Raw genomic sequence first — 24131 nt, 5'->3', positions numbered from 1 at the left:
TCCCAGAGCTGATTTTCTGCAGCAGACCTCCTCGAACAGTGGCTGCTTAATCGATTTTCGGGACTTTGGTATTCCGCGGCAGTTCCGGCAGAGTAATCAGGTCGGCACCGGCATTGGTCCGGTCCACGGCGGTGATCGTCGGGCTGCCATCAGTGGGTTGCGTGAACTGAAGTTGTGCGGTCTGCAGCTCGGCACAGGGTGACTTGATCAGTTTCTCACGATCGGCGAGCCAGGGGATTCGCATCTGCAGATTGTTGACATCGGAAGAGAGTCCCCAGATGTCTTTCCAGTCCAGCGCATCGAGTGACAGTGCGCCGGTGGTTCCCTGCTGAGACTGAATCGTCCAGTAGGTTTCGAAGCGGTCAAAGTAATTATTCGAACCACGCCAGGTCAGCAGCTTCTGACGGAAATCGTTCTCGTTGGTGTTCCCCTTCATCAGCACGAATGGGGCATCGCTGCGTGAGAAGAAGATATTATTGCGGGAAGAAACATGGAGCGGAATCAGTTCGCGGGGAATCGAGCCGCTGTCCATCACTGCCAGACCGCGACCCAGCAGAAACGTGGAGTGATTCAGCACCAGCTCCAGGTGATCCCCTTCCATCGGTTTGTTGCTGCAGCCGACCAGGTCGATCAGTGACTGACCAATCATCAGGGCCGAGTTCGTAATTTCCAGGCGGGTGGGAGCTGTCTCGCGAACCGAGAAGGCCTGCCCGTCGCAACGGAGTACGGAGTTGATGATTTCGATGAACGTCGATTCTTTGACCGGGCGTTTGCCCATCATGGAATCATCGTCGAGGCCCTGGTTGATGGGCTCATTCATTTCGAAGATGGCAACCTGCTGACTCGTGTTGTTGGCACAGGTAACCGTCACCTGATGCAGGCGAATGTCGTGTGCATTTTTGAGCGAGAAGATGGCCCAGGAATCGGTATTCAAATCTTTCACGTCGACCACAATGCTCACATCAAACAGTTCTAAAGAACCGTTGGCGATGTGAATCATGTGTGTCTGATAACCTTCTGCAGGTTCTTCAACAGATTCAAACTGGAGAACCGGCTTGCGGTCTTTCGCAGCCCGGATGCGGACCCGTTTGTTGTTGATGTGAATCGGGGCTTCTTTGCGGACGCCCGTGAATCCCAGTTCGATGATGCTGCCATCTTCGGCAGCGGCACAGGCGGCGTCGAGTGTTTTGAAATCCTGGCCGGCGGTTCCATCCGGATTGATGATCGTGATAGCTGGAATCTCGATCTTCCGGAATTCATTCGCGTCTTTCCGGGGGAACGGATCCGGTTCGGTCTCGGGTTTCACCTCGGGGGCGGGCGCCAGCGGAATCATGGTCTTCCTGGGTTCCGGAGTGTTGGACATGGCCAGTTGATTCTCGGGCTTGTTCTCCAGCAGGACCTTGTTCGTCACGGGTTTTTCAGTTTCGATCAGATCCTTGATGGAATCGGGAGAAGAGAGCAGGGGCATGTCGAAAATGCCGCTCAGTTCCTTACCGCCGGGTTCATCCAGATTCATCTGAGCCAGTGGAGTTTCGCTGCTGTTGTCAGCCGCACTGTTGTTTTTGTTGTTCGAACTGGTGCCGGCCGGCTGTTTCTCTTTGCCGGCGTCGGTTGATGTCGTCGAAGCGACCGCCGAATTCTCAGTCAGCGAGCCGACCATCGGCGTGTCGGGTTCGGGCAGAGGTTGACTGGCTTCGGGACTGATCACGTCTGATCCGTTGTCTGTCGTCGTGCCTTTGTCGCCTGTCTGGGGAGCCGGGTTTTGTGTCACCGTCACGGAACCGGGATCGAGTGATGGATAGCGGTCGAGCAGGATCACCACGATCAACAGCACAGCCGCGGTTGCGATCCAGCCGACATGTTTTTCCAGGAAGCTGAGTCGCGAATTCGTGGGGGAAGTCCAGACCAGACCTTCGGGGTTCACGCCGCGGAGATCCAACTGGCCGGCAACCTGCATCAGGTGATACATCAACTCTTCGGGAGTCTGGAACCGTTCGTCCGGATCACTGGCCATCATCTTCTGTACGATGAGCGAGAGTTCGCGTGGAATCTGTTTGTTGATGGTCGCCGGGTCGGGAACGTTCTTGCCCGAGTGATCGAGCAGCTTCTGCAACACGGTCCCTTCGCCGTAGGGAGGTTCACCGGTCAGCATGTGGTACAGTGTGCAGCCCAGCGAATAAATATCGCTCCGCACATCCACGTTCCGGGGATCCTTGGCCTGCTCTGGCGAGATGTAGTCGAAGGTTCCCAGCGTGGTGCCTGCGGTGGTGAGGTCCGCGGAAGCGTTGTCGCTGTCCTTACGGGCCAGACCGAGGTCCACCAGTTTGGCGCGGCCGCCGGGCGTAATGATGATGTTGGATGGTTTAATATCACGGTGGACCACGCCGGCCTTGTTGATGTGCTTCAGCGCTGAAGCGATCTGCAGGGCGTAGTTGACCGCTTCCGCAGCCGGCAGGATTCCGCGTGATTGAATGATCTCGCGGACGTTGGTTCCCTTCACGTATTCGAAGGCGATGAAGTTCAGACCCTGATCTTCACCGATGTAAAACACGCGCGAAATATTTTCATGGTCCAGCCGGGCCGCTGCTTTGGCTTCGTTTTGAAAACGTTTAACCGAACCTGCATCCCTGGACTGACCGGGGCTGAGCACCTTGAGTGCCACCACGCGATCCAGGCGGGTATCGATCGCGCGGAATACAGCCCCCATGCCTCCCCTGCCGATGCGCTCACGAATGACAAAATGCTCCAGCTCCATGCCGGACGGACTGGTTGTTTCGACTTCCACTTCGGGATCATCCGTGGTGGGAGGAAACAGGCGGTTCCAGATGGAAGAGCGGGCCATGTTGGCCTGTGAACCTGATTGCGGACGATTCGCATCGGGAGCCGGGATCGGTTCCAGTGGACTGATGATGGTCTCCGGACCGTCCCCCTCAGGAACCGGTCGCGCGAAGAACTCGGGCAGCGATTCCTGGCTCGTCATGGATCGTTCTGATTGAGAGTCGGAACTCATGATCTAAGGTTCACTTAAAAATAGCTTAAATTCAACGTTTGAGATGATATCGAAGGCTTTGCCGACCAGGCAACTGCGTTATCCAAATTCACAATGATTGTTGGAAAAGAATGCCTGCTCAGAGCGCCTCTGACGGCACCTGCTCAATCACAAATTGCGTCTGTTCATGCAAAATAAACTTAACCTGTTTCAAGATATGTGGTTAAGCGCTTTAAGTCGTATTCGGACTCGATTCAGCTCGTATCAGACTCAGACTGGTATTAGTTAGGAAATGAATAAAAAATAAGAGCTGCTTCTATCTTACGTGTTTGAGGCTCAATTCGTTCTGAGAAAAATCAGATTTCGGCGATTTTTCAACCAAATTCTCAGGGGGCGGTCTCAGTTCCCGCAGCAGACGGGGAGCAGCAGAACTTGCAGTGTTGAGACGTTCTCCCGCTGAACAATGCGAAGACTCTCAAAGCAGACGCCGATAACGGCGAAGTTGGCTGGCCCGTCTGATACCGCGATCAGAATTCAATAATCTTCGTTTTGTATTCCTTTTGAAAGCCAACCTTGTCGATCTTGAGGCCGAAGTTTTCCCCAATTTTGACCGCTTCACCCAGGCAGTAGACCTGGTTGTTGATATACATTTCCAGGGGATCTTCGCAAGCTTTGTCGAAGGTGATCAGCGAGCCCGGGCAGATAGAGAGCAGCTGGTTCATCTCGATTTTTTTGGATGCCAGTTTCACGATCGCCTGCACGGGCAATTTGGTGATGCGGTTTAACGGGTTATGACCACTGGACATCGCTGCCGCGGGAGCAGCCGAGGACGCGGATTTCTCAGCAGACTGAGTGGCGGCCGGTTCAGGCGCCGGATCGGGTTCCGCGGATGCGGTTTCTGCAACTGGCACGTTCGTCAGGGGCCAAATTACAGGGATCACAGCACTCGGGCTCTGGCCGTCACTCTCTTCTGCTTCGGTTTCCGATTCACCCGGAAACACATTCAAGCGCAGTAATGCTGCCCAATCGGCGGGAGCACCCTGCATGACTTCATTTAATAAACTCTCAACCGCGTAAGCTCTAAACTCTTCAGCTTCACCTGCATCCAGCGGGATCAGGTTCATGGACCATTCCATCGACAGCGTCTGCAATCGTGAAGACTGCGACTCTCCCGGGACGTGTACCAGTCTGGTAAAGGCAGTCCTTCCGGGATCAGGCCCAGCATTGCCTCGTCGCCGATGCGAAACAAGACAGCCAGGCCCGGACCGCGAAATGTGTCGTCCAGCTCTTCGGGAGACCACATGCCCGACTCACCCAGCTCGATTCGATAGCTGGTATCGAAACACTGATTGAGAGAATCGGAAATCGCGGCCATGCTTTCACCCGCCTGGGCGAAGATGGCTTCGACATTCTCCTGGCTGAAGCCCGACATTTCTGCTTTACAAAGTCCTTTAAATTGATAACTTGTTCATCAACTCAGACACGTTGATGATTTTCAGGAATCAGGATTCCTTAGATCATACAATCGACTACTTAAAATTCAGTTCTTCACTCAAAATCGGCAAACCTCGCTCATTCGGAAAAGATTGACACCTTTTGAGCCCCGGAGAACAGATTATTTGATCTGCGCAGCCCCGCTCAACGTTCCTGAACCTGCCCTTCAACATCAATAATGCCAGACGCTGGCACTATTTAAGGATATCAGCATGCAATGCCACGAAGTTGACTACGAGATTTTTGGTTCCGACCTGCAGATTGTGGAAATCATCCTCGATCCGGGGGAATCGGTGGTCGCCGAGGCGGGCAGCATGAATTACATGGAAGACGGGATTCGCTTTGAAGCCCGAATGGGCGATGGTTCACGCCCAGACGATGGGTTTCTGGGTAAACTGTTTAAAGCGGGCAAACGGATGCTTTCCGGTGAATCGCTCTTCATGACTCATTTCACCAATGATGGTCGGGGACAGAAACGGGTCGCATTCGCCGCCCCGTATCCCGGGAAGATCATCGCCATTGATATGAGTAAGATCGGCGGCACGATTACCTGTCAGAAAGACTCCTTCCTGTGTGCGGCACTGGGTACGGAAGTCACGATGGCGTTTAACAAACGCCTGGGCTCCGGCTTTTTCGGCGGGGAAGGTTTTATTCTGCAGCGACTCAGCGGTGACGGGATGGCGTTTGTGCACGCTGGTGGAACGGTCATCAAAAAGAAACTCCAGGGGGAGACGCTCCGCGTGGATACGGGTTGCATCGTCGCCTTCACGGGGGACATCGATTACAGCATCGAGAAAGCAGGGAACCTGAAATCAATGGTACTCGGCGGCGAAGGCCTGTTTCTGGCGACACTTTCGGGACATGGTACCGTGCTGCTGCAGAGTCTGCCTTTCTCACGGCTGGCAGATCGAGTGCTCGCACATGCGCCTTCCGCCGGCGGTTCATCCCGCGGGGAGGGCTCTGTCCTGGGAGGCCTGGGTGATATGTTTGGTGACAGCTGAGCCTGTCTTTACAGACGTTTGGAACTTTCACGGCAGACTGAAACACGGAATCAGGGGAAAGGAAAGGTGGCATGAATCGCAGGCATAACCGAATGACCAATGTCGGCCGCAAGCTGGTGATGTTCCTCGGATTTCTTTTTATCTTCGTGGGTTACATTTTAGCTTACGAGAAGGGCCTTCCGCTGCTGGATCGCGCCAAAGCCAGCAAAACCTGGCCGACCGTGGAAGGGGTCGTTCTGGAATCGCGGGTCGAGTCACATCGTAGCAGCAACTCCAGTTCGTCGACTTACTCTCCCCACGTCGTCTATCGCTACCAGGTGGAAGGTAAAGACTTTGAAGGGGAGACCGTCTGGTTCGGGAACGATGTCTCGACGTCCGACCGCTCCATGTCGGAAGAGACGATCCGCAAGTATCCGGTCAAGCAAAACATAACCGTCTATTACGACCCCGCGGATCATGCGATCGCGGTGCTGGAACCCGGGGTTTTCAAAACCACGTATTTCTTTTACCTGTTTGGCTGGCTGTTCCTCGGCCTGGGAATCCTGATGGCCAGCAGCATTCTGTTCCGTTCCCTGATACGCCTGTTTCGAGGCGGGGCAAATATGCAGACATCGGCAGAGTCTGCCGGTTAACGGGCAATTCAGGCGGCAGGTGGAAATCTGGTCTTGCTTGAATGCGGGGACTGAGATATATCGCGTCCTCCTCTCTCCCTTTCATTCTCCCAGGCAGATCCTGAACATGTCGTTCTCTGATTCTCCGCTGAACCTGCGCCCCCGGTTTTGGGGATTTCTGGCCAGCCTGCTGCTGACCTGTGCTACCGGCTGCGCAACGACTCCCTATGTCTACCAGCCGCCGCTGATCACAAGCCCGGAACTGGATTTCGCTGAGGAAGAGCCCCAGATTGTCCGCGGCAAACCACGGCCCGTGATTGATGGCATCGGCTGGGTCGTCGGCATCCCCGGGAAAGTTCTGCTCTGGGATCGCCGGATCGATAATCACAAGATCTCCCCCGAAACGGAAGCGGCCATCGCGGACTACCTGGAGAAAAACGGCCTCGATCAGGTCAAGGTACGCCTCAATGAATACGATCCGCTTGGCGAATGGAGGCGGCTCCGCAGAAACAAGGCTGTCGGCTGGGGCTGGCGGTATACTGCAGGAACCTTAACCGCGCTGTCTTACACTCTCCTGCCCGGTCGCATCATCGGCGGTGATAATTACAACCCTTTCACGAACACGATCAGCCTCTATTCGGATCACCCCGCCGTCGCCCTGCATGAAGGGGGACACTCCAAAGATTTTGGTACCCGTAAATGGAAGGGTACTTACGCTGTGGTGACGGCCATCCCCGGCGTCTCACTCTGGCCCGAAGCGATCGCCACCAGCGATGCCTTGAGTTACCTGGAAGCGGAACAGAACTACTCCGGAGAAGCGGATGCCTACGAAGTCCTCTACCCGGCGTATGCGACTTACATCGCCGGGGCTGCGACTCCCTTTATGCCCTATAGTGATCTGATCATTAAAGCCGGTGCTGTGATTCCCGGGCATCTGGTCGGACGCTGGAAGGCGCGCGAAGTCCAGCAGGAAGCACTGGCGCGCAAGCGAGTCACGTCAGAGATTCAGCAGGTACACTGGGAAGAACCGGCCTCCTCCGCCGCAGCGGAGGGGAGTTCAGATCAGGGAGAGATTCAACAGGTCGGAGGACCGTGAATCAGTTGGAAGGCACGATGGTGGGGCCGCCCAGTTGAGTCAGACGCTCAACCGGTTCATTGCAGAGCGGATAACTGCTGGTCGAGGAATTCAGAATATCGGCCAGTGTGGTATCGCCGAAAGCCGTTTCCGTTTCCTTCATGGCGTCATCCAGTTTGCGGTGCAGCGGGCATAAATTCGCACCGTGGCCTTTCAGCCCCAGCGGGCAGGTGGTAATGCGGCAGATCGGATCCACGGCGTTCACGACTTCCAGCAGGCTGAGTTCATCGGGGCGCTTTACCAGCGAAATGCCACCCCCGATGCCACGCTGAGAATGCACGACACTGGACTGCCTTAAGCTTTGCAGCACTTTCGAAAGATACGCCTGGGGAACCTTGGTTGCCTTGGCGATTTGCTCGGTGGTGCAGGGGTTCGGAGCCTGATCCGCCAGGTGAACAATTGCTCGAAGTGCATATTCAACAGTCTGCGAAAACATAGGAAAGTCCTTATAGCTGATAATTGGACATTGATGTCTATTATCGGGTCTGATAGACTCAGTTTCAATCAAATTCTGATAATATTCAGAGTTCTTGTCAGTTTATTATAGGCGTCTCTTCACAGAGGAAACCTGCATGAAACACATTGATGAAGAAAAACTGGAAGTTGATCTGTCTTACCGGTTCCAGTATCTCGAGGAATTCATTGGGATTACGGAAGACGATCTGGGGGCAGTTCATGGTGCGGCGGGCATTCTGGCACCTCTGGTACCGGCCCTGGTTGATGCCGTATATGATCAACTCTTCACATATGATTGCACAAAACGACATTTCGTGCCACGCCAATCCGGGTATGAGGGGGAAATTCCCGAAAGCCTCGAAACCCTGACCCTGGACCACGAAATGATCCAGTTTCGCAAACAGCATCTGGCCCGCTACCTGGAATCGCTGGTCACCCGGCCTTACGACGCAAAAATGGTGGAATACCTGGACATGGTCGGCAAAATCCACACTCCCAAGGCTGGCAGCAAAGATCTGGATGTGCCTTTGGTGCAGATGAACGCACTGATGGGATTCGTCTCAACCGCGCTGATCAGCACGATTCTCGGTCTGAATCTGGATCGTGAAACCGAAGTCAAAACCCTGGTCGCGTTCAATAAGCTGCTCTGGGTACAGAACGATCTGATCACCCGCCATTACCAGGCGTAGGGAAGGTAGTGATATCGCGGAAGGACACCCATCTCGCGAAAGATCTAGCGGGTGGGCTTATTCCGCAGGTCCACACAGGCCAGGTTTCCGGCTGAGTCCCGGCAATAGAGTCGGCCGTCACTCAGCACGGGGACCGTCCAGCATTGATGGTCGAGCACCTTGAAGCGGGAGATTTCCTTAAACGCTTCGGGGGTGGCTTCCGCGGTCACCAGCATCCCTTTATCCGAGAGGATAATCAGCTTGCCAGCGGCGATCAGCAGGGAACCGCAGCCGAAGCCCGCCTCCCGCCATTTAACTTTCCCGGTCTGATGATCCATGCAGGTCAGGCGTACGATGCGTCCCAGGTTCGAGTTGCCGTCCATGCCGTATAAGTGTCCCTGGTAGAGCACACTGTTGTTGAAATGGTTCTTCAGATCCCGATTCGTGTACCGCGACTTCAGCGTTTCATTTTCGAAGTCAAGCAGCGCACAGCCTTTGCCATAACCGGAAGAGATAAAGATGGTCTTGCCATCGATGATGGGGGTGGTGGAATTCGTATCGAAGGGAGAAGGCCAGGCAAACGAAGCGACTTCTTTACCGTCCTCTTCACGGGCGATTGACAGGCAATCGTTATTCAGAATTGCCAGGTAACGGGTGCCTGCATTCTCAAACGCGGCCGGCGTGCCATAGCCCGGCATGTAGGCTTTCGATTTCCAGATTTCCTTACCCGTCTGTTTCTCCAGCGCGACCAGACGTCCTGCTTCGACATACAGGCGATCTCCACGGATCAGCGGCGAACAGGTAAAGCCCCACTCGGGGATCTCCATGTCATACACTTTCGGCAGGATTTTCTCCCAGACTTTCTTACCGGTTTCAATTTCAAAGCAGATCAGTCGTCCGTCGCGGCTGTTGGTATACAGGAACGCGCCATCGATGGTGGGGGTCGCACCCGGACCGCCTGCATTCAGGTTGTCGATCAGTTCCGCGGGATACGATTGCTGCCAGATGATTTCGCCCGTGTCGGCATTCAGGCAGTAAACGGTTTCGTTGCCCTCTTTGTGCCCCATCGTGTAGATGCGGCCATTCGCTGCGGAAATTGAGCTGTAGCCGATACCCACATTTTTTCGCCAGGACACGTTCGGCGGCTCTTTGGACCAGTCGGCGCGCCAGTTGGTCTCTGGGGAGATGCCGTCATAGTTGGGGCCCAGCCAGTGAGGCCAGAAACCAACCTGGGGAGTCGCCTTGGTCTGGGCGTCCTTAAACGAAATCTCCGTGATCACCTCGGGAAGTGTTTCTGCCGAGGAGTTCTGCGCCGCGTCTGCGCGCTGCGTCATCGATTCGGATGTCGCTTCACTGCACGCCCACAGGCTCAGGCCTGCCAGACAGAACAGAAACGGGGTGACTGACTTCATGGGTTTCTCCTTGATGCGAGTCACCCCATTATGCACGGGATCGACTTATTGGGGAATGTCAACTTTGATCCGCAGATCACGCAGCTGGTGCGGATCCACTTCCGAAGGTGCACCGCTGAGCAGGTCGGCCGCTTTCTGGGTCTTGGGGAACGCGATGACGTCGCGGATGTTGTCGTTACCGCAGAGCAGCATCACCAGTCGGTCCAGGCCTAAAGCAGCCCCGGCGTGCGGTGGTGCCCCGTAACGCAGTGCCTGCAGCAGGAAGCCGAAACGTTCTTCCGCTTCGTCAGCTGAGATCCCCAGCAGGTCGAAGACGGTCTGCTGGACTTTCTGATCGTGCACACGGACGCTACCGCTGGCTGCTTCGTATCCGTTGATGACCAGGTCGTACGACTGGGCACGCACCTTGGCAGGATCACTTTCAAAGTACTGCACGTCTTCATCAACAGGCTGACAGAACGGGTGATGCTCGGCGTCCCACCGCTGTTCGTCTTCGTTGTAGTTGAGCAGCGGGAAGTTGACGACCCAGCAGCATTTGAAGTCACTCGGATCGTACAGCTTGAGTTCTTTACCCAGGCGGTTGCGAAGTGCCGCGAGGGCAGCGGAGGTAACCGAACACTGGTCGGCGACGAAGAACAGCAGGTCGCCGACTTCGGCTCCCATGGCGTCCATGATCTTCTGTTTGTCTTCATCCGAGAAGAACTTGGCGATCGGGGAGTGCAGACCTTCGTCAGTCACTTTGAAGAACGCCAGGCCTTTGGCTCCGTATTCGCCCACATACTCGGTCAGACCGTCGATGTCTTTGCGGCTGTAGTTGTCGGCGGCACCTTTGGCGTTCAGGCCACGTACGCGACCGCCTGATTCCATGGTCTTTTTGAATACGGCGAAGTCACAGTTGCTTGCGATCTCTCCGATGTCGACCAGTTCCAGGCCGAAGCGGAGGTCCGGTTTGTCCGAGCCGTATTTTTCCATCACGTGGGCATAGTCATACCGTGGCAGAGGCAGGGCCATTTCTTCGCCCCGCAGCTCTTTCAGGAAGGTCGCCATCAGTCCGTCGATCAGCGTCAGGATGTCTTCCTGTTCGACGAACGCCATCTCGATATCGATCTGGGTGAACTCCGGCTGACGGTCGGCACGCAGGTCTTCGTCACGGAAGCAGCGGGCGATCTGGAAGTAGCGGTCGTAGCCTGAGATCATCAGGATCTGTTTGTAGATCTGTGGTGACTGAGGCAGGGCGTAGAACGCACCTTCGTGTACGCGGCTGGGCACCAGGTAATCGCGGGCTCCTTCCGGTGTGCTGCGTCCCAGGATGGGGGTTTCGATTTCCAGGAACTGCAGGTTGTCAAAATAGTCGCGGGTCAGTTTCATCAGGCGATGACGTACCAGCATCGCGTGCTGCAGACGTTCGCTCCGCAGATCGAGGAAGCGGTAGGTGAGCCGCAACTCTTCGTTGGGCAGTTCGGACGTACCCGGTTCGAATGGCGGTGTTTTACTTTTGTTGAGTACTTTGAGTTCATGCGCCCGGACTTCGATCTTCCCGGTCGCCAGCTTCTCGTTTTCGCGGTCGTCCCGCAGCACGACTTCACCGCTGACCTGGATCACATCCTCGGCACGCAGGGTACGCGCCAGCTCGTGCATCTCGGCATCACGATCCGGATTGAACACAATCTGGGTGACCCCGTAGCGGTCGCGGAGGTCGATGAAGGCCAGGCCCCCATGATCGCGACCACGGATGACCCAACCCGCCAGAGTCACAGTCTGTCCAACATGGTCTGTTCTCAGTTCGCCACAGGTATGTGTTCGTAACACCGTACTAAGTCCTTGGTTAGAAAACGTTCGTTCTCAAAAAAAGTTGTGTCGGGGAGCAGCAGGCTCCGGATATATATCGGGAACTGGCTGACAAAGTCAGTTCCGGCCGGCAGTCTGATGCACGTTCCCGGTTCTGATCCACGCTGGGTGGGCCGGGTTCGCGCAACTGGTGCGCCGGGCTGAAATCAATGACGCTGATCTTATTAGAGCAGACCACCGCCCGCAATGAACAGCAGGCTGATACACCTTACCCCGCCGGTATCTTTTTCCGGATTGTCCGATTATTCAGACTCGATTACAGGGAAAAAGCTCCGGCGGGTGATGTTATGTGCAGTTATCGGCGAAATCGCAGACGACCGAACAGACCGCGACGTGGTTGCGGCTGCTGAGCGGGTTGACATTCACAGTTATTTGCAGGAACTGCTTCCGTTTCCGGAACCGGTTTCATCTGGGGTTCAGCAGTCTTGGCAGGTGCTGCCGGCTTTTGAGGCGCGGCGGCGACTTTCTTGGCGGGTTTCGCAGCCGGTTTCTGCTGTGTCACTTTTTTCTTAGTCGCTTTTTTTTTAGTGACGTCCAGAAACTGCTGATAAGCGTCAGCCACGTGACCCTGCCTGGTATCTCCGGAGTGAATGTAGAGACCGTATTTCAGGTTCATCTTTTCACCCGCTTTGAGGTGCTTGTGGTCGGCGGGCTGTTTCTTGTTGGTATAAGCGTGATCGCCGAACGGGCTGATGGTAAACAGACCGTAGTTACGTACGTGGTAACGGGACTGCTTGTAGTTCTGAGGAGAATCCATCAGGGTAACGCCGTAAACTTTTCCGTTCAGCGGACCGTAGTAATCGATCCATTCGGTGGGCTTACCCCAGGTGTCTTTGGTCCCTTTGACGCCTTTGCTGTTGACGACCGAACCATCTTCTTTTTCCCGCATGCCGTTGGGCAGACGAATTCCGAACAGGCCTTCTTTGGTGTCTTCAAAGACAACTGGTTTTGCACCTGCGGTAAAGGTGATGTTGTATGTCATCAGACGATTAGCGTAGATCGAGATCAGGGTATTTTCGGTAATGATCGGCTTGTTATCTTCACCGAGCCATTCGTTGGTGACTTTCATCACAGCCGGATTACCTGAGGCTTTGACGATTTTCACGCCGGTGTTTTTGATTTTGCCTTTCTCGGCCCAGAAGTCGACGGTGTTGACTTCATCGACGGCCACCCAGACCCCTTTGTGGTGCGGGTGATCTTCGGGATCGACGAGCGAACGGGTAATCACGGTGCCGTCAGCAGCGCGGACCGGTGAGAAGAAGGGCTTAGGCAGGTCAGCACTGGTGTTATAGGTCGCAAACGGTTTCCCATCGATGGTCACACTGAACTTGCTTCCATTTTTCTTGATGTCGACGGTACCTTCTGCGGCACCCACAGCGGTCGAGAGGCCGACAAACAGACAGAGTATGCTTAACACGGTTTTCACAGCGAAATTTCCTCAAAAAACAGTCATTCCTGAACGGTTTGTTAATTACTGTCAGTTATTGTGTCCTCAACGGTGTGACTGCGCCAAGTCGCAGGGGCAATTTCAGCGGTTTTTTCTCGAACTGAGGGGAAACACAGTTTGCGAATCACACTTTTAATCTGTTATTCTAGATAACTTGCGACATGTTGAATTTGTGGGCTCTCAGCTTGAAGACTTTTTAGAAACAATGACGAAACGAAGACGGACAAGTACAGAATCCAATCTGAAATCCTATCCCGAGAAAGCACGTTCACTGCGCAGTTTTGTGCCTCAGGATAAAGAGCCGGACTGGGAAATTTCACTCTCGGGAGATCTGGGAGACAAGGAATCCGATCTGGTGGCCAGACTGGTTGACGTCCCGCGTGGCAGTCGGGGCACAATTTATTTCGACTCCCCCGGTGGTTCAGTCTATGCCGGTCTGACACTGGCCAGCCTGATCCGATTGAGGCAGCTTAACGTGGCTGGCGTGGCTTTGGGTGAATGCTCTTCCGCTGCCATCCTGCCGTTTGCCGCCTGTAAGCATCGCTTCGTTACCATATACACCACGCTGCTGTTTCATCCGATTCGCTGGCAGAGCGAAGACGAGGTTCGCCTCGAAGAAGCCGCAGAGTGGGCACGACATTTTAAAGTACTGGAAACCGATTTCGATCGTCTCCAGGCACAGCTGTTTGGTTGCCGACAGAGCGTTCTCGATCGCTGGACGCGCCCCGGACGCTTCGTCTCCGGACAGGAACTGGCCGATGCAGGGTTGGCACAACTCATCGATCCTTTTTCCACCGAAGACCAGTGGAAGGTCATCGAGGCAAGATAGCGAATCTGTAGCAGGCAGACAGCAGGGCTGAAGGGAGATTGTTCGATCTCTGGGAACAGGAGCGGCGTGACCTGCGTCAAACAGACTGCGGGTCGCAGGGAATTCAGTCGCTCTGATTGTTCCCTTGACCATTTCTAACCTGGAGGGAGTCCGATGAAGTCTACGAAGCAACTGAAAATCGTTCTGCTGGCAGTCGCCTGCGTCTGGGCCAGCACTTCGCTGGTACAGGCAGACAAGAAAAAATCGAAGTCTGAAGCCATTACCGTCGAGAAAATTCTGAGTGTCTCACACCAGCTGCAGAAATCCAAACCGCCCACGCTGATCCTGGATGTGGTGGGTGAGGTTCCTACAGGCGGTTACACCGACGTGCATCTCGATCGAGCCGTCTATGCCAAACCTCCCGAAGACGGCATTCAGGATTATTATCTCAAGGCCAAACCACCGACCGGCATCGCGATTACAGTCATCTCGGAAGTCAAAGCCTCGGATGTCTGGACCGATCTGCCCGCCTGGGTCAAAGGAGTTCGCGTGCACGGTAAGAACCAGGGTGTCAAAGTCATCCACTTTGACCAGGGGCACGAAATGGAGCCGATTCGCAGAACGTTTACCGGCGTCTCTTCGAAAGGCTCGTTTGAAGAAGCCCTCTCAACCGCGCTGGCAAAACTCAATCGCGCACTGGGTGAAGGGGGCGTGATGGATGCGACTTCCAGCTGGAAAGTCGTCCGCACCTCAGGCCAGACGGGTGGAATCGCCGGTTTGAATCAGATCAAGGTCGTGATCTCAGCCGAACGTCAGCCCCCCTGGCAGAAAGAGCAGTCCCGCAAGCAGGACCGCAAAATCAAACCGGTCGGGAAGAATCAATCGACCAGGGAAATTAAGCCTTTGGCGCAATAATCCCGGTTTCGGGACTGGAGGCCGTGGCGTAGAGCTTGCGGGGAATGCGTCCCGCCAGGTAAGCGTCGCGGCCGGCTTCAATTGCGTTTTTCATGGCCCGGGCCATGCGGACGGGGTCCTGCGCGCCGGCGATACCCGTATTGAGTAATACGCCGTCGCAACCCAGTTCCATGGCGATCGTCACATCGCTGGCGGTTCCTACGCCCGCATCGACAATCACCGGATAGTCCGGGTCGTCCTCTTTGAGGTACTCCAGACAGATGCGGATATTGTTCGGGTTCAGAATTCCCTGACCACTGCCGATCGGGCTGCCCGCCGGCATGACCGAGGTTGCCCCCGCGTCCTTCAGACGCTTCGCGGTGATCGGATCGTCGGTGGAATAGCAGAGCACCGAAAAGCCTTCGTCGACCAGTTGTTTCGTCGCTTCGAGTGTGGCGACCGGGTCGGGGAGCAGGGTTTTCGTATCACCCAGAACTTCAATTTTGACCCAGTCGGCTCCCGGATTTTCGAGGCCCCGCAGAATTTCGCGTCCCATCCGCGCGACACGTACGGCATCGTCTGCAGAGAAGCAGCCGGCGGTGTTCGGCAGGATCGTGTATTTGTCGAGGTCGATGAAGTCTAGAATATTCCGGCCGTCGGCGTCGATCAATCGCTCACGACGCACGGCGACGGTAATCACTTCCGAACCGCTGATTTCCAGGCTTTCCTGCATCAGTTCGTACGTGGTGTATTTACCCGTGCCGACGATCAGTCGGGAGTTCAGATGATGTGTGCCCAGTACCAGGGCCGATTCGGTATCGCCAATTGTTGCCATAATAGTTATCCACCGCCTACCAGCGTTACGATTTCCAGACGATCCCCGGCCTCCAGCTGACAGTTGGCATGTTCTTCACGGGGAATCAGGATCAGGTTTCGTTCAACAGCCAGATAGCGGGGCTGCAGTTCGAGCTGGGCCAGCAGTTCAGCCACTGTAAAAGCATCGGGAACCTCACGGGGTTCACCGTTGACCTGAATTTGCACCTGTGCAGCTCCCTGGAAGAATTTCATATCAGACGAAGCAAACGAGAGATCGCGGGAAATCTGATCTTTCTCAAAGATTGTTTGCAAAAAGCGAGTTTAGAAGTGATACTGCCAGTCGTCAAGGAATGGCCCGAATCTGTCAGCCGTTATTTCGCTTAGCAGCGGGATTCGCTTCTGAACAGAAGCTACCACGGCGGCCTCCCGCGGTCACTTTCCGGTTTTCATCGTTTCTTTACAAGTCGTTAATATGCTTCTATATAACTGACGATGGATCAAAACCCCTTACCGCTGTTTGCTTATTTTCGTGGAGATCAGATCAGATGTCGTCGATGCGTTCCGTGTGTTTTCTCGTTTTCTGTGCAGGATTAACTCTCGTGTCAGCCGCAAATCCCCTCTCAGCCGTCGAAATTGTGGGACACCGTGGTGCCTCATTTGATGCCCCGGAGAACACACTCTCCTCTGTGAACCTGGCCTGGGAACGCAACGCGGATGCCGTCGAAATCGACATCTATCTCACCAGCGATGGTAAGATCGTCGCCTTCCACGACAAGACCACCAAGCGGATCGGCGGACGCAATAAGGATGTGGCAGAACAGACGCTGGCAGAACTCCAGACCCTGGACGTCGGTGCCTGGAAGAATGCTCAATACCACAACGAGCGGATTCCGACCCTCCCGCAGATCCTGAAAACGATCCCCGCAGGCAAGCGGCTGTTCATCGAAATCAAATGCGGCCCCGAAGTTCTGCCGCAGCTCAAGGCCGATCTGCAAGCGTCGGGCAAAGCAGCTGACCAGACGGCACTGATTGGTTTCGATTACGACACGATGCGTAAGGCCAAGCAATTAATGCCCGAGCTCAAAGCCTATTGGGTCTTCAAAGTCAAACAGAACAAGGTCACCCGTCGCTGGGAACACAACGCAGACTATTACATCCGCAAAGCCAAAGAAGCGAACCTGGATGGCCTGGATGTCGGCTATAACGGGTTCCTCACCGCCGATTTTATTCAGAAATCGGAAGCGGCCGGCCTGCCTGTCTTCGTCTGGACGATCAACGACGTCAAAGATGCGAAAAAGCTGGTAGAGATGGGGATTACCGGTATCACCACCGATCGCCCCGGCCTGATGATGGAAACACTCAAACAGGCAGAATAACGCCTGTTCCGGGTGCTCTGATAAAGTCTCGTATTGATTTCCACTCTGGTTTGTTCGAAAATGGAATGAAGTCGCCCTTGAAAAGACGCACTTAATTCCAGAGGTACAAACCAGATGAAATCATGTTTCGCAACCCTGTTCGCGGGAGCACTGGCCCTGTCATTGCTCACGACCGGTTATCCTGCGTACTCACAGGAAAAAGAAACAGCAGCGCTGCCGCAACAGGCCGTTGACTACATTCTCGATCTCCAGAGCGATGACTATCAGGCCCGCCAGAAAGCGACCCAGGAACTGCCTAAGTTTGGCGAACAGGTTGTTCCGCCACTGCTCAAGGTAACCCAGGGGGACAGTCTCGAAGCCGCGGTCCGCGCGATTCTCGTGATCGAACAGGTCTACATTCTGGGGAAAGCCAATTCGGTTGGACCTGCCGAAGACGCACTCGAGAAACTCACGAAGGCGAAGAATCCCTCGGTTGCCATTCGCGCCGAAGAAGCCATCGACCGGCACGCCGACATTCGGGAAAAACGGGCCGTCCGCGAAATCAAAAAAATGGGCGGCACGGTCAAACTCTGGACGCCTGAAGACATCGCCAGAACAGCACCGGGCGGCAGTGTGGAGCCCGGACAGGTACGCTATGTGGCCCTGGGCTCCAAGTGGACCGGAGGCGAAGACGGCCTGCGGTTCATCAAGCGGGTCCGAAAGTTTCCGGTGCTGTATCTGATCAAAGGACATCCTCTTCCGGATCTTGCACTGGAAGATCTGATGCGGGCACTCCCCGCGACTCAGTTCCAGACCCGCGACAGTGATGCCATGCTGGGCATCACCCACATGACCGGCATCCGGGACCAGGGGGGCTGCCTGGTCGGCGAAGTCTCCGATGGTCTGGCCGCTCAGAAGGCCGGGATCCGCTCGGGAGACTTCATCCTCAAGTTCGACGACAAGCCGGTTGAGAACTTCGATGCCCTCGTGAAACTGATCGGGGGGAAATCAGCCGGCGATGTGGTACAAGTCGAACTGCTTCGCGACGGGATGATCAAGAAACTGCCCGTCACCCTCAGCAGCTGGCTCGACCGCTAAGCGTCAGAACTCAGTTGTGTAACTCACGCAGCAGCTCCAGGGCCGTCTGCCGGATTTTGGTCTCCGCTTCGATCTCCAGGTAACTGCTCCGGGCGGGCCAGGTTTCGTAACCGCCTAACGCATGCTGTGTGGGTGTGGGCAGATAACCACTCGATCCGTTAGCCAGTTCCATGGAGAAGGTGGCACCGAAAGGGCTGCCCGCTTTGATCGCCAGCCCGGTTTCGGTAAAGACTTCACAAGGCAGACCGACAATACCCAGATCGCCGATGCGAATGGCCTGCAGCTTGATGGTTTCCGTCGCCGGGTACTTGTTGAGTTCGACCGCTTCGGTCGCGTAAATCTTCGACCAGGGATGCAAGGTTTTCTGTTTCGGATTCGCCAGGATCTCCTGTGCCCAGGCCAGGCGTTCCTCATCCGGCTTACGGATCGCCAGTTCAATTTCGCGCTCGACCATCTCCACCGGAACCTTGCGCTGGTACTGCAACTGTGCCAGGACCTTGATGGTCTGTTCGGCGAACTGCTTTCCCGATTCGTCAATCCATTCGAACGGCTGATACTTCCGTTTGTCCTGTTTCATCACCGCGCCCACATTCCCGCTGGTGCCGTTGGAGAGCATGCCCACAAACGGGGGATGGGAACCGCTCGACTTCAGTTTCTCCGCGAGATATTTCGCATACGCACCAAAGTAATCCGCGCTGATTTCTCCCTTCCTGTAACCACCACAATAATGAATGCTCATGTTCCCCAGTACTGCCAGCGGAGTACCGTCGGCGTGTTGCACGGAGAGAATCGAGCACTGGGGATCAATGTCAGCCGCGGGTTGAATGATCTGTTTGCTGCGCCCTGATACCGATTTGATCTGCTCTCCCGCGACACCAAACGGATTCAGCGAGACGCTCCCTTTCTCTGCGAGGAAACGCCGACACGCGGCATAGCGACCGGCGTCGAAGGACCCCCAGGCAATCTGGGCCGGTGCGAGATTCTGCTCGGCAGTAATGATCGCCTCGGCCATCTTCTGGATCAGCGCCTGATAGTAGACATCGTCCTGCTCGCTCGCGCGACCATAGGGAACGCGGGGCGCCGCATGTGTGTGCGTGCTGGTCATCAGCATCCGATTCGCGGGCAGTCCGGTCTTCTCAAATACGATCTGCTTGGCCCGATCGAAGTAACTCCGCTCGACCATGCAGAGGTCGTTCACGCAGATCGCAACCCGCGTGTTTCCATCGTCGAGGACCAGGGCACGGGAATAGATCCGGTCATGCACTCCTGTGACGGGGCCGTTCTTGGAAATAACGCCGTCCAGTGAAACGCCGGGCTCGGGGGTAATGTCGATCATCGCGGCCCCGGCACGCAGCGCCGCCTGTTCCGCGTAAACTTCAGTCACACTGAGCGAAAGCATCACGAGTGCAGGCACAAATAACAGCAGAACAGAGAATCGCGAAATCATGACAGTCCTTTCCGAGGAGCTCAGAGGTCTTGTTTGATCATTCCTGTAGTGCACATTCCAGGTTGATTTTCAAAGTATCACCATCAGCAGAGAACATTTAATCCTGTTTCTGCTGAGCGGCGTTGGCCCGTTCATTGAGCCACTGTGCCATTTCGTTAGAGACGATGAAGGCCATCGCCCCGCCACGAGCGTCATTACCGAGAATCGCCATGCGATCGAGATAACCGCGGAGGTTCTTCTGTTTGCCGGTACCCGTGCAGACATCGACCAGGGTTCCGTTCGGCGCGACCCGGGTTTTGATCCCTTCCCAGGCTTTCTCGATGAGAGGCGTATAGACGCTTTCGTCCAGCCAGCCTTCCCGCACGCCACGAATCATGGCAAAGGTAATCATGCAGGTGGACGTCATTTCGCGGTAGCTTTCCGGATGATCAATCACCTGGTGCCACATGCCCGTCGGATCCTGATGTTTGCTGAGCGCCTCCAGGTGCTGACGATGTCCCTCTACGAACTGTTCCCGCAACGGCGAATGCACGGGCAACTCGCTCAGGACCAGTGCGAGTCCCAGCGCGGGGAAACCATTTCCACGACCCCAGGCGGCATCGCTGAGGGGAGAATTACGATAGATGCCGTCCGGTCGCTGGTCCAGCTTCTGGATGAAGCGCCAGTGTTTCATCGCCATGTCGTAGTATTTCGAGTCCCCGGTCAGCCGACCTACGACCGCGAGAATCGGGCACGACATGAAAACCGCATCGCTCATTTCGACATGGTGCGGCATCGACTCTTTCATCTTGCCTTGCGCGTCAAAACCCAGGTCCGCCGCCTGTTGAGCGTACTTGAGGTAATCCCGGTTGCCGGTTGCTTTGGTCAGCTCGGAAAAGAGCAAGTGACCGGCGATGACTGATCCGCCCCCTTTGTTTTCGAGGGGCTGGGGGTTCTTCTTCAAATACTCCTGTGTGATTTTCTCGACGTGAGGCAGACGACTCTGATCGTTCGTCAGTTGTCCCAGTCGAATCTGGCTGATGAGTGAAAGCACGGGCAGATACGAGAGCCGACCCAGATCGTTGCCGTACACTTTCGAGAGCTGCGTAGCGACCTGGATCGGCGTCCGCTGTTGACGCTGAATCAGTTCCTCACGTGCGGGAGAGGGCGCCGGAAACGATGTCTCCTTTAACGCCTTCAGCAGTGTGGAGAGGAACGCAGACTTATCTTGAGTTGAGACCTCCAGACCCAAGGCAGGGATCGGTCCGATCAGAGATGGGGACTCGGTATTCAAAGCGGCAGCCAGTTCCCAGCCTGCGTTCGCGGTTTGCACGGGTGACAACTGCGACTGCAGTCCGCGCACTTCTTTGCGAGCGGTTTTCGGGATGAACCACTGTGGCTGCTGACCCGCGCGGACATCAACCACCAGATCCGGGGCATGCATGCCGATCCACCGCCACAGGTATTGAACTTCCGGTTTCTGAGCATCGTGATAGGCGGGGCCCTGTGGCGGGTAACCTGTGGTCGGATCGCCGCCTGATGCATTTTTCGGTCCCTGTTGCAGTGCCCAGCCATCCGGATTGGCAATCGGGGCTGCTGAAAGTGAGAACTGTTTCCGCAGCGGTGCTGCTGCTTCCGATCCATAAAACCAGTTGACGGCATCGATCACCGCATCAACGGATGTCTGTGAACCGTCCATTCCCCCGATCAACAGGACGCGCGTCTTGTCAGTTTCAAAGTTCAGATCATCGGCAGAGAACACGCAGGGAATCGGCGTTTCCCGGCGAGTGACACCGAGAGCAGAGTGAATCAGTGCCTGCTCTTTCCTCAGAGACGCCAGTTGTTGCGCGACCTTGCCTTTGAAATCGACGGTCGACGGTTCCGTTTTCTCATCGGCAGCAGAGACAACAGCAGCGGGTAGGGAGATCAGGGTTAACAGGCTGAGACACAGGGTCAGCAGGTGCGCGTTCATGGCAGGCAGGTTCCCGGCAGGTATGTTTGAAGGAATGAGTCCGTGTTTGATGCAGTTCCCTCACATTGTAAATCTGCAGGGAGTCAATTGCCAGCAGGGAATGCGATTGCCGGCTCTGGTTTGCTGATAAGCGAAAGGGTGGGCACGAATGCAATTCGTGCCGAGCGGAGCGAGCAGTAAACAGACTGTGTGTGCTAACGAGTTTGGTGAGCCACTTCGTTGCTGAAATGAAACGAGGTCGGCGACTGTTTTCTCAATTGCCAGCGTGCTCTGACAGTTTCCTGTTGCCTGCGGCAATCCCGGATTTTATCCGGGACCACCCACATGGCTATCTGAAGCGATCGAATTACGGTTCCACCCGCACATGTAAGCGTGTCTCTGCTTTCACATCATCCTCGCGGCTGCGTTCCACCTTCACCAGGTAATCGCCGGGTTTCTGATACGTGTGTTTTGTGATCGCGTAACCATCTTCATTCAGCGGGTTCACATTACCGTCTGATTTAACCCGGACTTCAGGTGTGCCATCACCGAAGTCCCAGACCTCTTCGCCGAATGTATTATTGAATGACCGGACCTTGAAAGTGATCGGTTCGCCTACTCTGTTCTTGAGCGAAGGCCAGTAACTCGCATGGATCCGGGGCACGTAATGTTCCCGGTCTTTGGGATCGAGGACCATGACTTCCGCGAAATCATAATCGACGTTCCCCGCTTCGTCGGTGACCTTAAGCGTTTCACAATAGATGCCGGGAGAGTCATATTTGCGTTCGATCGCCGGGCCCCGGGTGGTCGTGCCGTCACTGAAGATCCATTCGTAATCAACAATGCTGTGATTAACACTGTAGGACTGTACTCCGCTCAGGGTGACCGTGTTACCTGGCAGGACCATGTGTTTGCGGCGGGTGTTCGCGACCAGTTTGGGCTGGTATTGATTACGGTATGCTTCCCAGATGAATGCGTAGCCTGCCTGGGTGCCCCACTTGCCCGATGGTTGGCGGCTCTTGATTTCAAAGTGCAGATGCGACCAGCCGCCGCTGGCCCCTTTCTTTCCGAGGATACCGATCTCTTCGCCCTGTTTGATCAGTCGTCCCGGGCGGATGCGATCGTTGATTTTGTGCAGGTGGCTGTAACGGTAATACCAGCCCCGGGCATCCAGCAGATAGACGACATCATACCGCTTCGCGACGGGTGTATCTTTTTCATGGCCGTTCAGCACGTCCGTTCCGGAAGAGACCACAATCGCATCGGTGGCCGCGATGACCCGCGTCAGTTTTTCGGCACCACCGATATCCAGACCGCTGTGATAGTAAATTTTTGGCAGGATCTCGTGGCCGCCGTCTACCGGTTCATTGTCGTACCAGGTGCGCGTCGCAAACCAGCGTTGATCGACGGGATAAATAAATGAACCTGGTTTGAGCAGCGGCGAACCATTCGGCCACAGGCGGAGCCGGGCATCCTTGTCGAGCCCCCAGAATGACGGCGTGCCGTTGGAGTTGTAGCCACTGGTGATGGAACAATCGATCTGCGCCTTGCCCATGCCTACCGGCAGATTATACATGCCCGATTCGAGTTCGATGGTATCGCCGTCCACTTCCACGGTGACGACAGCACTGCGCACTGCATTGCGAATCGGATCGCGGGTCTCCTTGAGATCACAGAGTTTAACTTTGACCTGTTCTCCATTGCTGAGCGTGACCGTCGTCGTTTCACCCACGTTCAGATCGACAACCCGCACGATCGGATCCAGGGCCGGTTGCTCTTCTGCCGCGTGTGTTGGAGATCCTGACAGACCGCTGCCGATGAGGATAAGCAGAACGCAGAGCAGAGTACGGGGGGACAGATTCAGCATGGCGGGAGTCTCTTGTTATGGGGTCAACTTTCGGAGGAGGAACGCTGCTGGTCGGCGATCAGGCCGGCGATGAAACCGGCTTTGAAGCCTGCATTGATATTAACCACGGTCACATTCGCGGCACAACTGTTGAGCATGCCGAGCAGCGCCGTCAGGCCGCCCAGGCTCGCGCCGTAACCGACGCTCGTCGGCACTGCGATCACCGGGCAGGAGACCCAGCCACCGACCACCGAGGGGAGCGCCCCTTCCATGCCGGCAGCCACGATGATGGCCGAAACATTCTGAATGCGGGGTAACTGTTCGATCAGGCGATGTGGCCCTGCGACGCCCACATCCACGATCAGGTCCGGCTCGTAGCCCATCCAGATCAGTGTTTCCATTGCCTCTTCCGCGACGGGACGATCACTGGTGCCTGCGGTCAGCACCGTGATTTTGCCTTTGGTCAACTCTTCGTCGAAAGCAGCATCTTTTTCCGGGATGCGAATCGTCCGCGCCACCTGATTGTAGATCGCCTGTGGAAACTGCTTGAGTACGGTCTCGGCCTGCTCTTCGGAAATCCGTGTGCCCAGGCAGCGCTGTTTTGATTCGAGCAGCAGCGTGAAGATTTCAACCAGCGCGGTGGATGTCTTGCCTTCGCAGTAGATGACTTCGGGATAACCGCAGCGGGAACTGCGATCGAGGTCGATGTTCGCGGAAGAGAGCATTCCCGATTTGTGATGTCCCTGGCTCTCCGCCTGCTCGACCGCCTGTTCCACAGAGAGCGTTCCCTGTTTTACCAGTTCAAACAGTTGAGAAAGTTGATCATCCGCCATCAGAGTGCCTCTATTTCCAGTGAAAAAAAGTCAGTGTATAAAG

General features: G+C 55.5%; 21 protein-coding genes. 8 read left to right on the top strand and 13 right to left on the bottom strand.

Annotated elements, in window-relative coordinates:
• Positions 1-46 precede the first annotated feature (46 nt).
• The 3 genes from F1728_RS13485 to F1728_RS13475 all read right to left on the bottom strand — a co-directional run bounded on the left by F1728_RS13485 (position 47) and on the right by F1728_RS13475 (position 4421).
• Entirely contained in the window at positions 47-3010 is a 2964-nt protein-coding gene (locus F1728_RS13485; protein ID WP_155364541.1) for a serine/threonine-protein kinase, read from the bottom strand.
• 506 nt (positions 3011-3516) lie between these two features.
• On the bottom strand, positions 3517-4113 hold the full coding sequence (locus tag F1728_RS13480; protein WP_194242808.1) for a FliM/FliN family flagellar motor switch protein: 597 nt from the start codon (positions 4111-4113) through the stop codon (positions 3517-3519).
• Complete coding sequence (locus tag F1728_RS13475) at positions 4110-4421, bottom strand: hypothetical protein (protein WP_155364539.1); 312 nt, start codon at positions 4419-4421, stop codon at positions 4110-4112. The genes F1728_RS13480 and F1728_RS13475 overlap by 4 nt, the downstream gene beginning before the upstream one ends.
• Before the next feature lie 268 nt (positions 4422-4689).
• Between F1728_RS13475 and F1728_RS13470 the strand changes: the two genes are divergently transcribed.
• The 3 genes from F1728_RS13470 to F1728_RS13460 all read left to right on the top strand — a co-directional run bounded on the left by F1728_RS13470 (position 4690) and on the right by F1728_RS13460 (position 7191).
• Positions 4690-5484 carry a TIGR00266 family protein gene (locus tag F1728_RS13470; RefSeq protein ID WP_187782129.1) on the top strand — a complete coding sequence of 265 codons (795 nt, stop codon included), beginning with the start codon at positions 4690-4692 and terminating at the stop codon, positions 5482-5484.
• Positions 5485-5555: 71 nt separating this feature from the next.
• A complete protein-coding gene (locus F1728_RS13465) occupies positions 5556-6116 on the top strand; it encodes a DUF3592 domain-containing protein (protein ID WP_155364538.1) in 561 nt (186 codons plus the stop codon).
• Positions 6117-6222: 106 nt separating this feature from the next.
• The gene (locus F1728_RS13460; protein WP_155364537.1) at positions 6223-7191 is read left to right on the top strand and encodes a hypothetical protein; all 969 of its coding nucleotides are present in this window, start codon (positions 6223-6225) and stop codon (positions 7189-7191) included.
• A gap of 1 nt (position 7192) precedes the next feature.
• Here F1728_RS13460 and F1728_RS13455 read toward each other — a convergent pair whose 3' ends face one another.
• The gene (locus tag F1728_RS13455) at positions 7193-7666 is read right to left on the bottom strand and encodes an RrF2 family transcriptional regulator (RefSeq protein ID WP_145438243.1); all 474 of its coding nucleotides are present in this window, start codon (positions 7664-7666) and stop codon (positions 7193-7195) included.
• A gap of 136 nt (positions 7667-7802) precedes the next feature.
• On the opposite strand from F1728_RS13455, the gene F1728_RS13450 reads away from it, so the two are divergent.
• On the top strand, positions 7803-8375 hold the full coding sequence (locus tag F1728_RS13450; RefSeq protein ID WP_155364536.1) for a protoglobin family protein: 573 nt from the start codon (positions 7803-7805) through the stop codon (positions 8373-8375).
• A gap of 44 nt (positions 8376-8419) precedes the next feature.
• On the opposite strand, the gene F1728_RS13445 is transcribed toward F1728_RS13450, so the two are convergent.
• From F1728_RS13445 to F1728_RS13435, 3 genes are all read right to left on the bottom strand, one after another.
• The gene (locus F1728_RS13445; protein ID WP_155364535.1) at positions 8420-9766 is read right to left on the bottom strand and encodes an outer membrane protein assembly factor BamB family protein; all 1347 of its coding nucleotides are present in this window, start codon (positions 9764-9766) and stop codon (positions 8420-8422) included.
• A gap of 45 nt (positions 9767-9811) precedes the next feature.
• Positions 9812-11575, bottom strand: coding sequence for an aspartate--tRNA ligase (aspS, locus tag F1728_RS13440; protein ID WP_155364534.1), 1764 nt, complete (start codon positions 11573-11575; stop codon positions 9812-9814).
• Between the two features lie 334 nt (positions 11576-11909).
• Entirely contained in the window at positions 11910-13040 is a 1131-nt protein-coding gene (locus F1728_RS13435; protein ID WP_155364533.1) for a DUF6807 domain-containing protein, read from the bottom strand.
• Between the two features lie 226 nt (positions 13041-13266).
• On the opposite strand from F1728_RS13435, the gene F1728_RS13430 reads away from it, so the two are divergent.
• Together F1728_RS13430 and F1728_RS13425 are read left to right on the top strand one after the other, a co-directional pair.
• A complete protein-coding gene (locus F1728_RS13430) occupies positions 13267-13890 on the top strand; it encodes a ClpP family protease (protein ID WP_155364532.1) in 624 nt (207 codons plus the stop codon).
• Positions 13891-14043: 153 nt separating this feature from the next.
• On the top strand, positions 14044-14784 hold the full coding sequence (locus F1728_RS13425) for a hypothetical protein (RefSeq protein WP_155364531.1): 741 nt from the start codon (positions 14044-14046) through the stop codon (positions 14782-14784).
• On the opposite strand, the gene F1728_RS13420 is transcribed toward F1728_RS13425, so the two are convergent.
• Both F1728_RS13420 and thiS read right to left on the bottom strand, forming a co-directional pair.
• Positions 14765-15598 carry a thiazole synthase gene (locus F1728_RS13420; RefSeq protein WP_145035564.1) on the bottom strand — a complete coding sequence of 278 codons (834 nt, stop codon included), beginning with the start codon at positions 15596-15598 and terminating at the stop codon, positions 14765-14767. The two genes, F1728_RS13425 and F1728_RS13420, sit on opposite strands and share 20 nt — an antisense overlap.
• Positions 15599-15603: 5 nt before the next feature.
• Positions 15604-15804, bottom strand: coding sequence for a sulfur carrier protein ThiS (gene thiS, locus F1728_RS13415; protein ID WP_145045928.1), 201 nt, complete (start codon positions 15802-15804; stop codon positions 15604-15606).
• 374 nt (positions 15805-16178) lie between these two features.
• Between thiS and F1728_RS13410 the strand changes: the two genes are divergently transcribed.
• Positions 16179-16955 (top strand): glycerophosphodiester phosphodiesterase, encoded by a 777-nt coding sequence (locus F1728_RS13410; protein ID WP_194242807.1) that lies wholly within the window; start codon positions 16179-16181, stop codon positions 16953-16955.
• Positions 16956-17069: 114 nt separating this feature from the next.
• Positions 17070-18032 carry a PDZ domain-containing protein gene (locus F1728_RS13405; protein WP_155364529.1) on the top strand — a complete coding sequence of 321 codons (963 nt, stop codon included), beginning with the start codon at positions 17070-17072 and terminating at the stop codon, positions 18030-18032.
• Between the two features lie 10 nt (positions 18033-18042).
• Here F1728_RS13405 and F1728_RS13400 read toward each other — a convergent pair whose 3' ends face one another.
• The 4 genes from F1728_RS13400 to larB form a co-directional block, all read right to left on the bottom strand.
• On the bottom strand, positions 18043-19479 hold the full coding sequence (locus F1728_RS13400) for a neutral/alkaline non-lysosomal ceramidase N-terminal domain-containing protein (protein ID WP_155364528.1): 1437 nt from the start codon (positions 19477-19479) through the stop codon (positions 18043-18045).
• 97 nt (positions 19480-19576) lie between these two features.
• Positions 19577-21430 carry a glycoside hydrolase family 88 protein gene (locus tag F1728_RS13395; RefSeq protein WP_155364527.1) on the bottom strand — a complete coding sequence of 618 codons (1854 nt, stop codon included), beginning with the start codon at positions 21428-21430 and terminating at the stop codon, positions 19577-19579.
• A gap of 346 nt (positions 21431-21776) precedes the next feature.
• Positions 21777-23276, bottom strand: a complete 1500-nt coding sequence (locus tag F1728_RS13390; RefSeq protein ID WP_155364526.1) for a PKD domain-containing protein — start codon at positions 23274-23276, stop codon at positions 21777-21779.
• 23 nt (positions 23277-23299) lie between these two features.
• Positions 23300-24088: a nickel pincer cofactor biosynthesis protein LarB gene (gene larB / locus F1728_RS13385; RefSeq protein WP_145179876.1), complete on the bottom strand. Its 789-nt coding sequence runs from the start codon at positions 24086-24088 to the stop codon at positions 23300-23302.
• Between the last annotated feature and the right edge of the window lie 43 nt (positions 24089-24131).

Origin of the sequence: Gimesia benthica (genome assembly GCF_009720525.1) — a bacterium.
Classification (GTDB): domain Bacteria; phylum Planctomycetota; class Planctomycetia; order Planctomycetales; family Planctomycetaceae; genus Gimesia; species Gimesia benthica.
The sequence above is the reverse complement of the archived record's forward strand: the minus strand, read 5'-3'. Positions and strand labels throughout refer to the sequence as shown.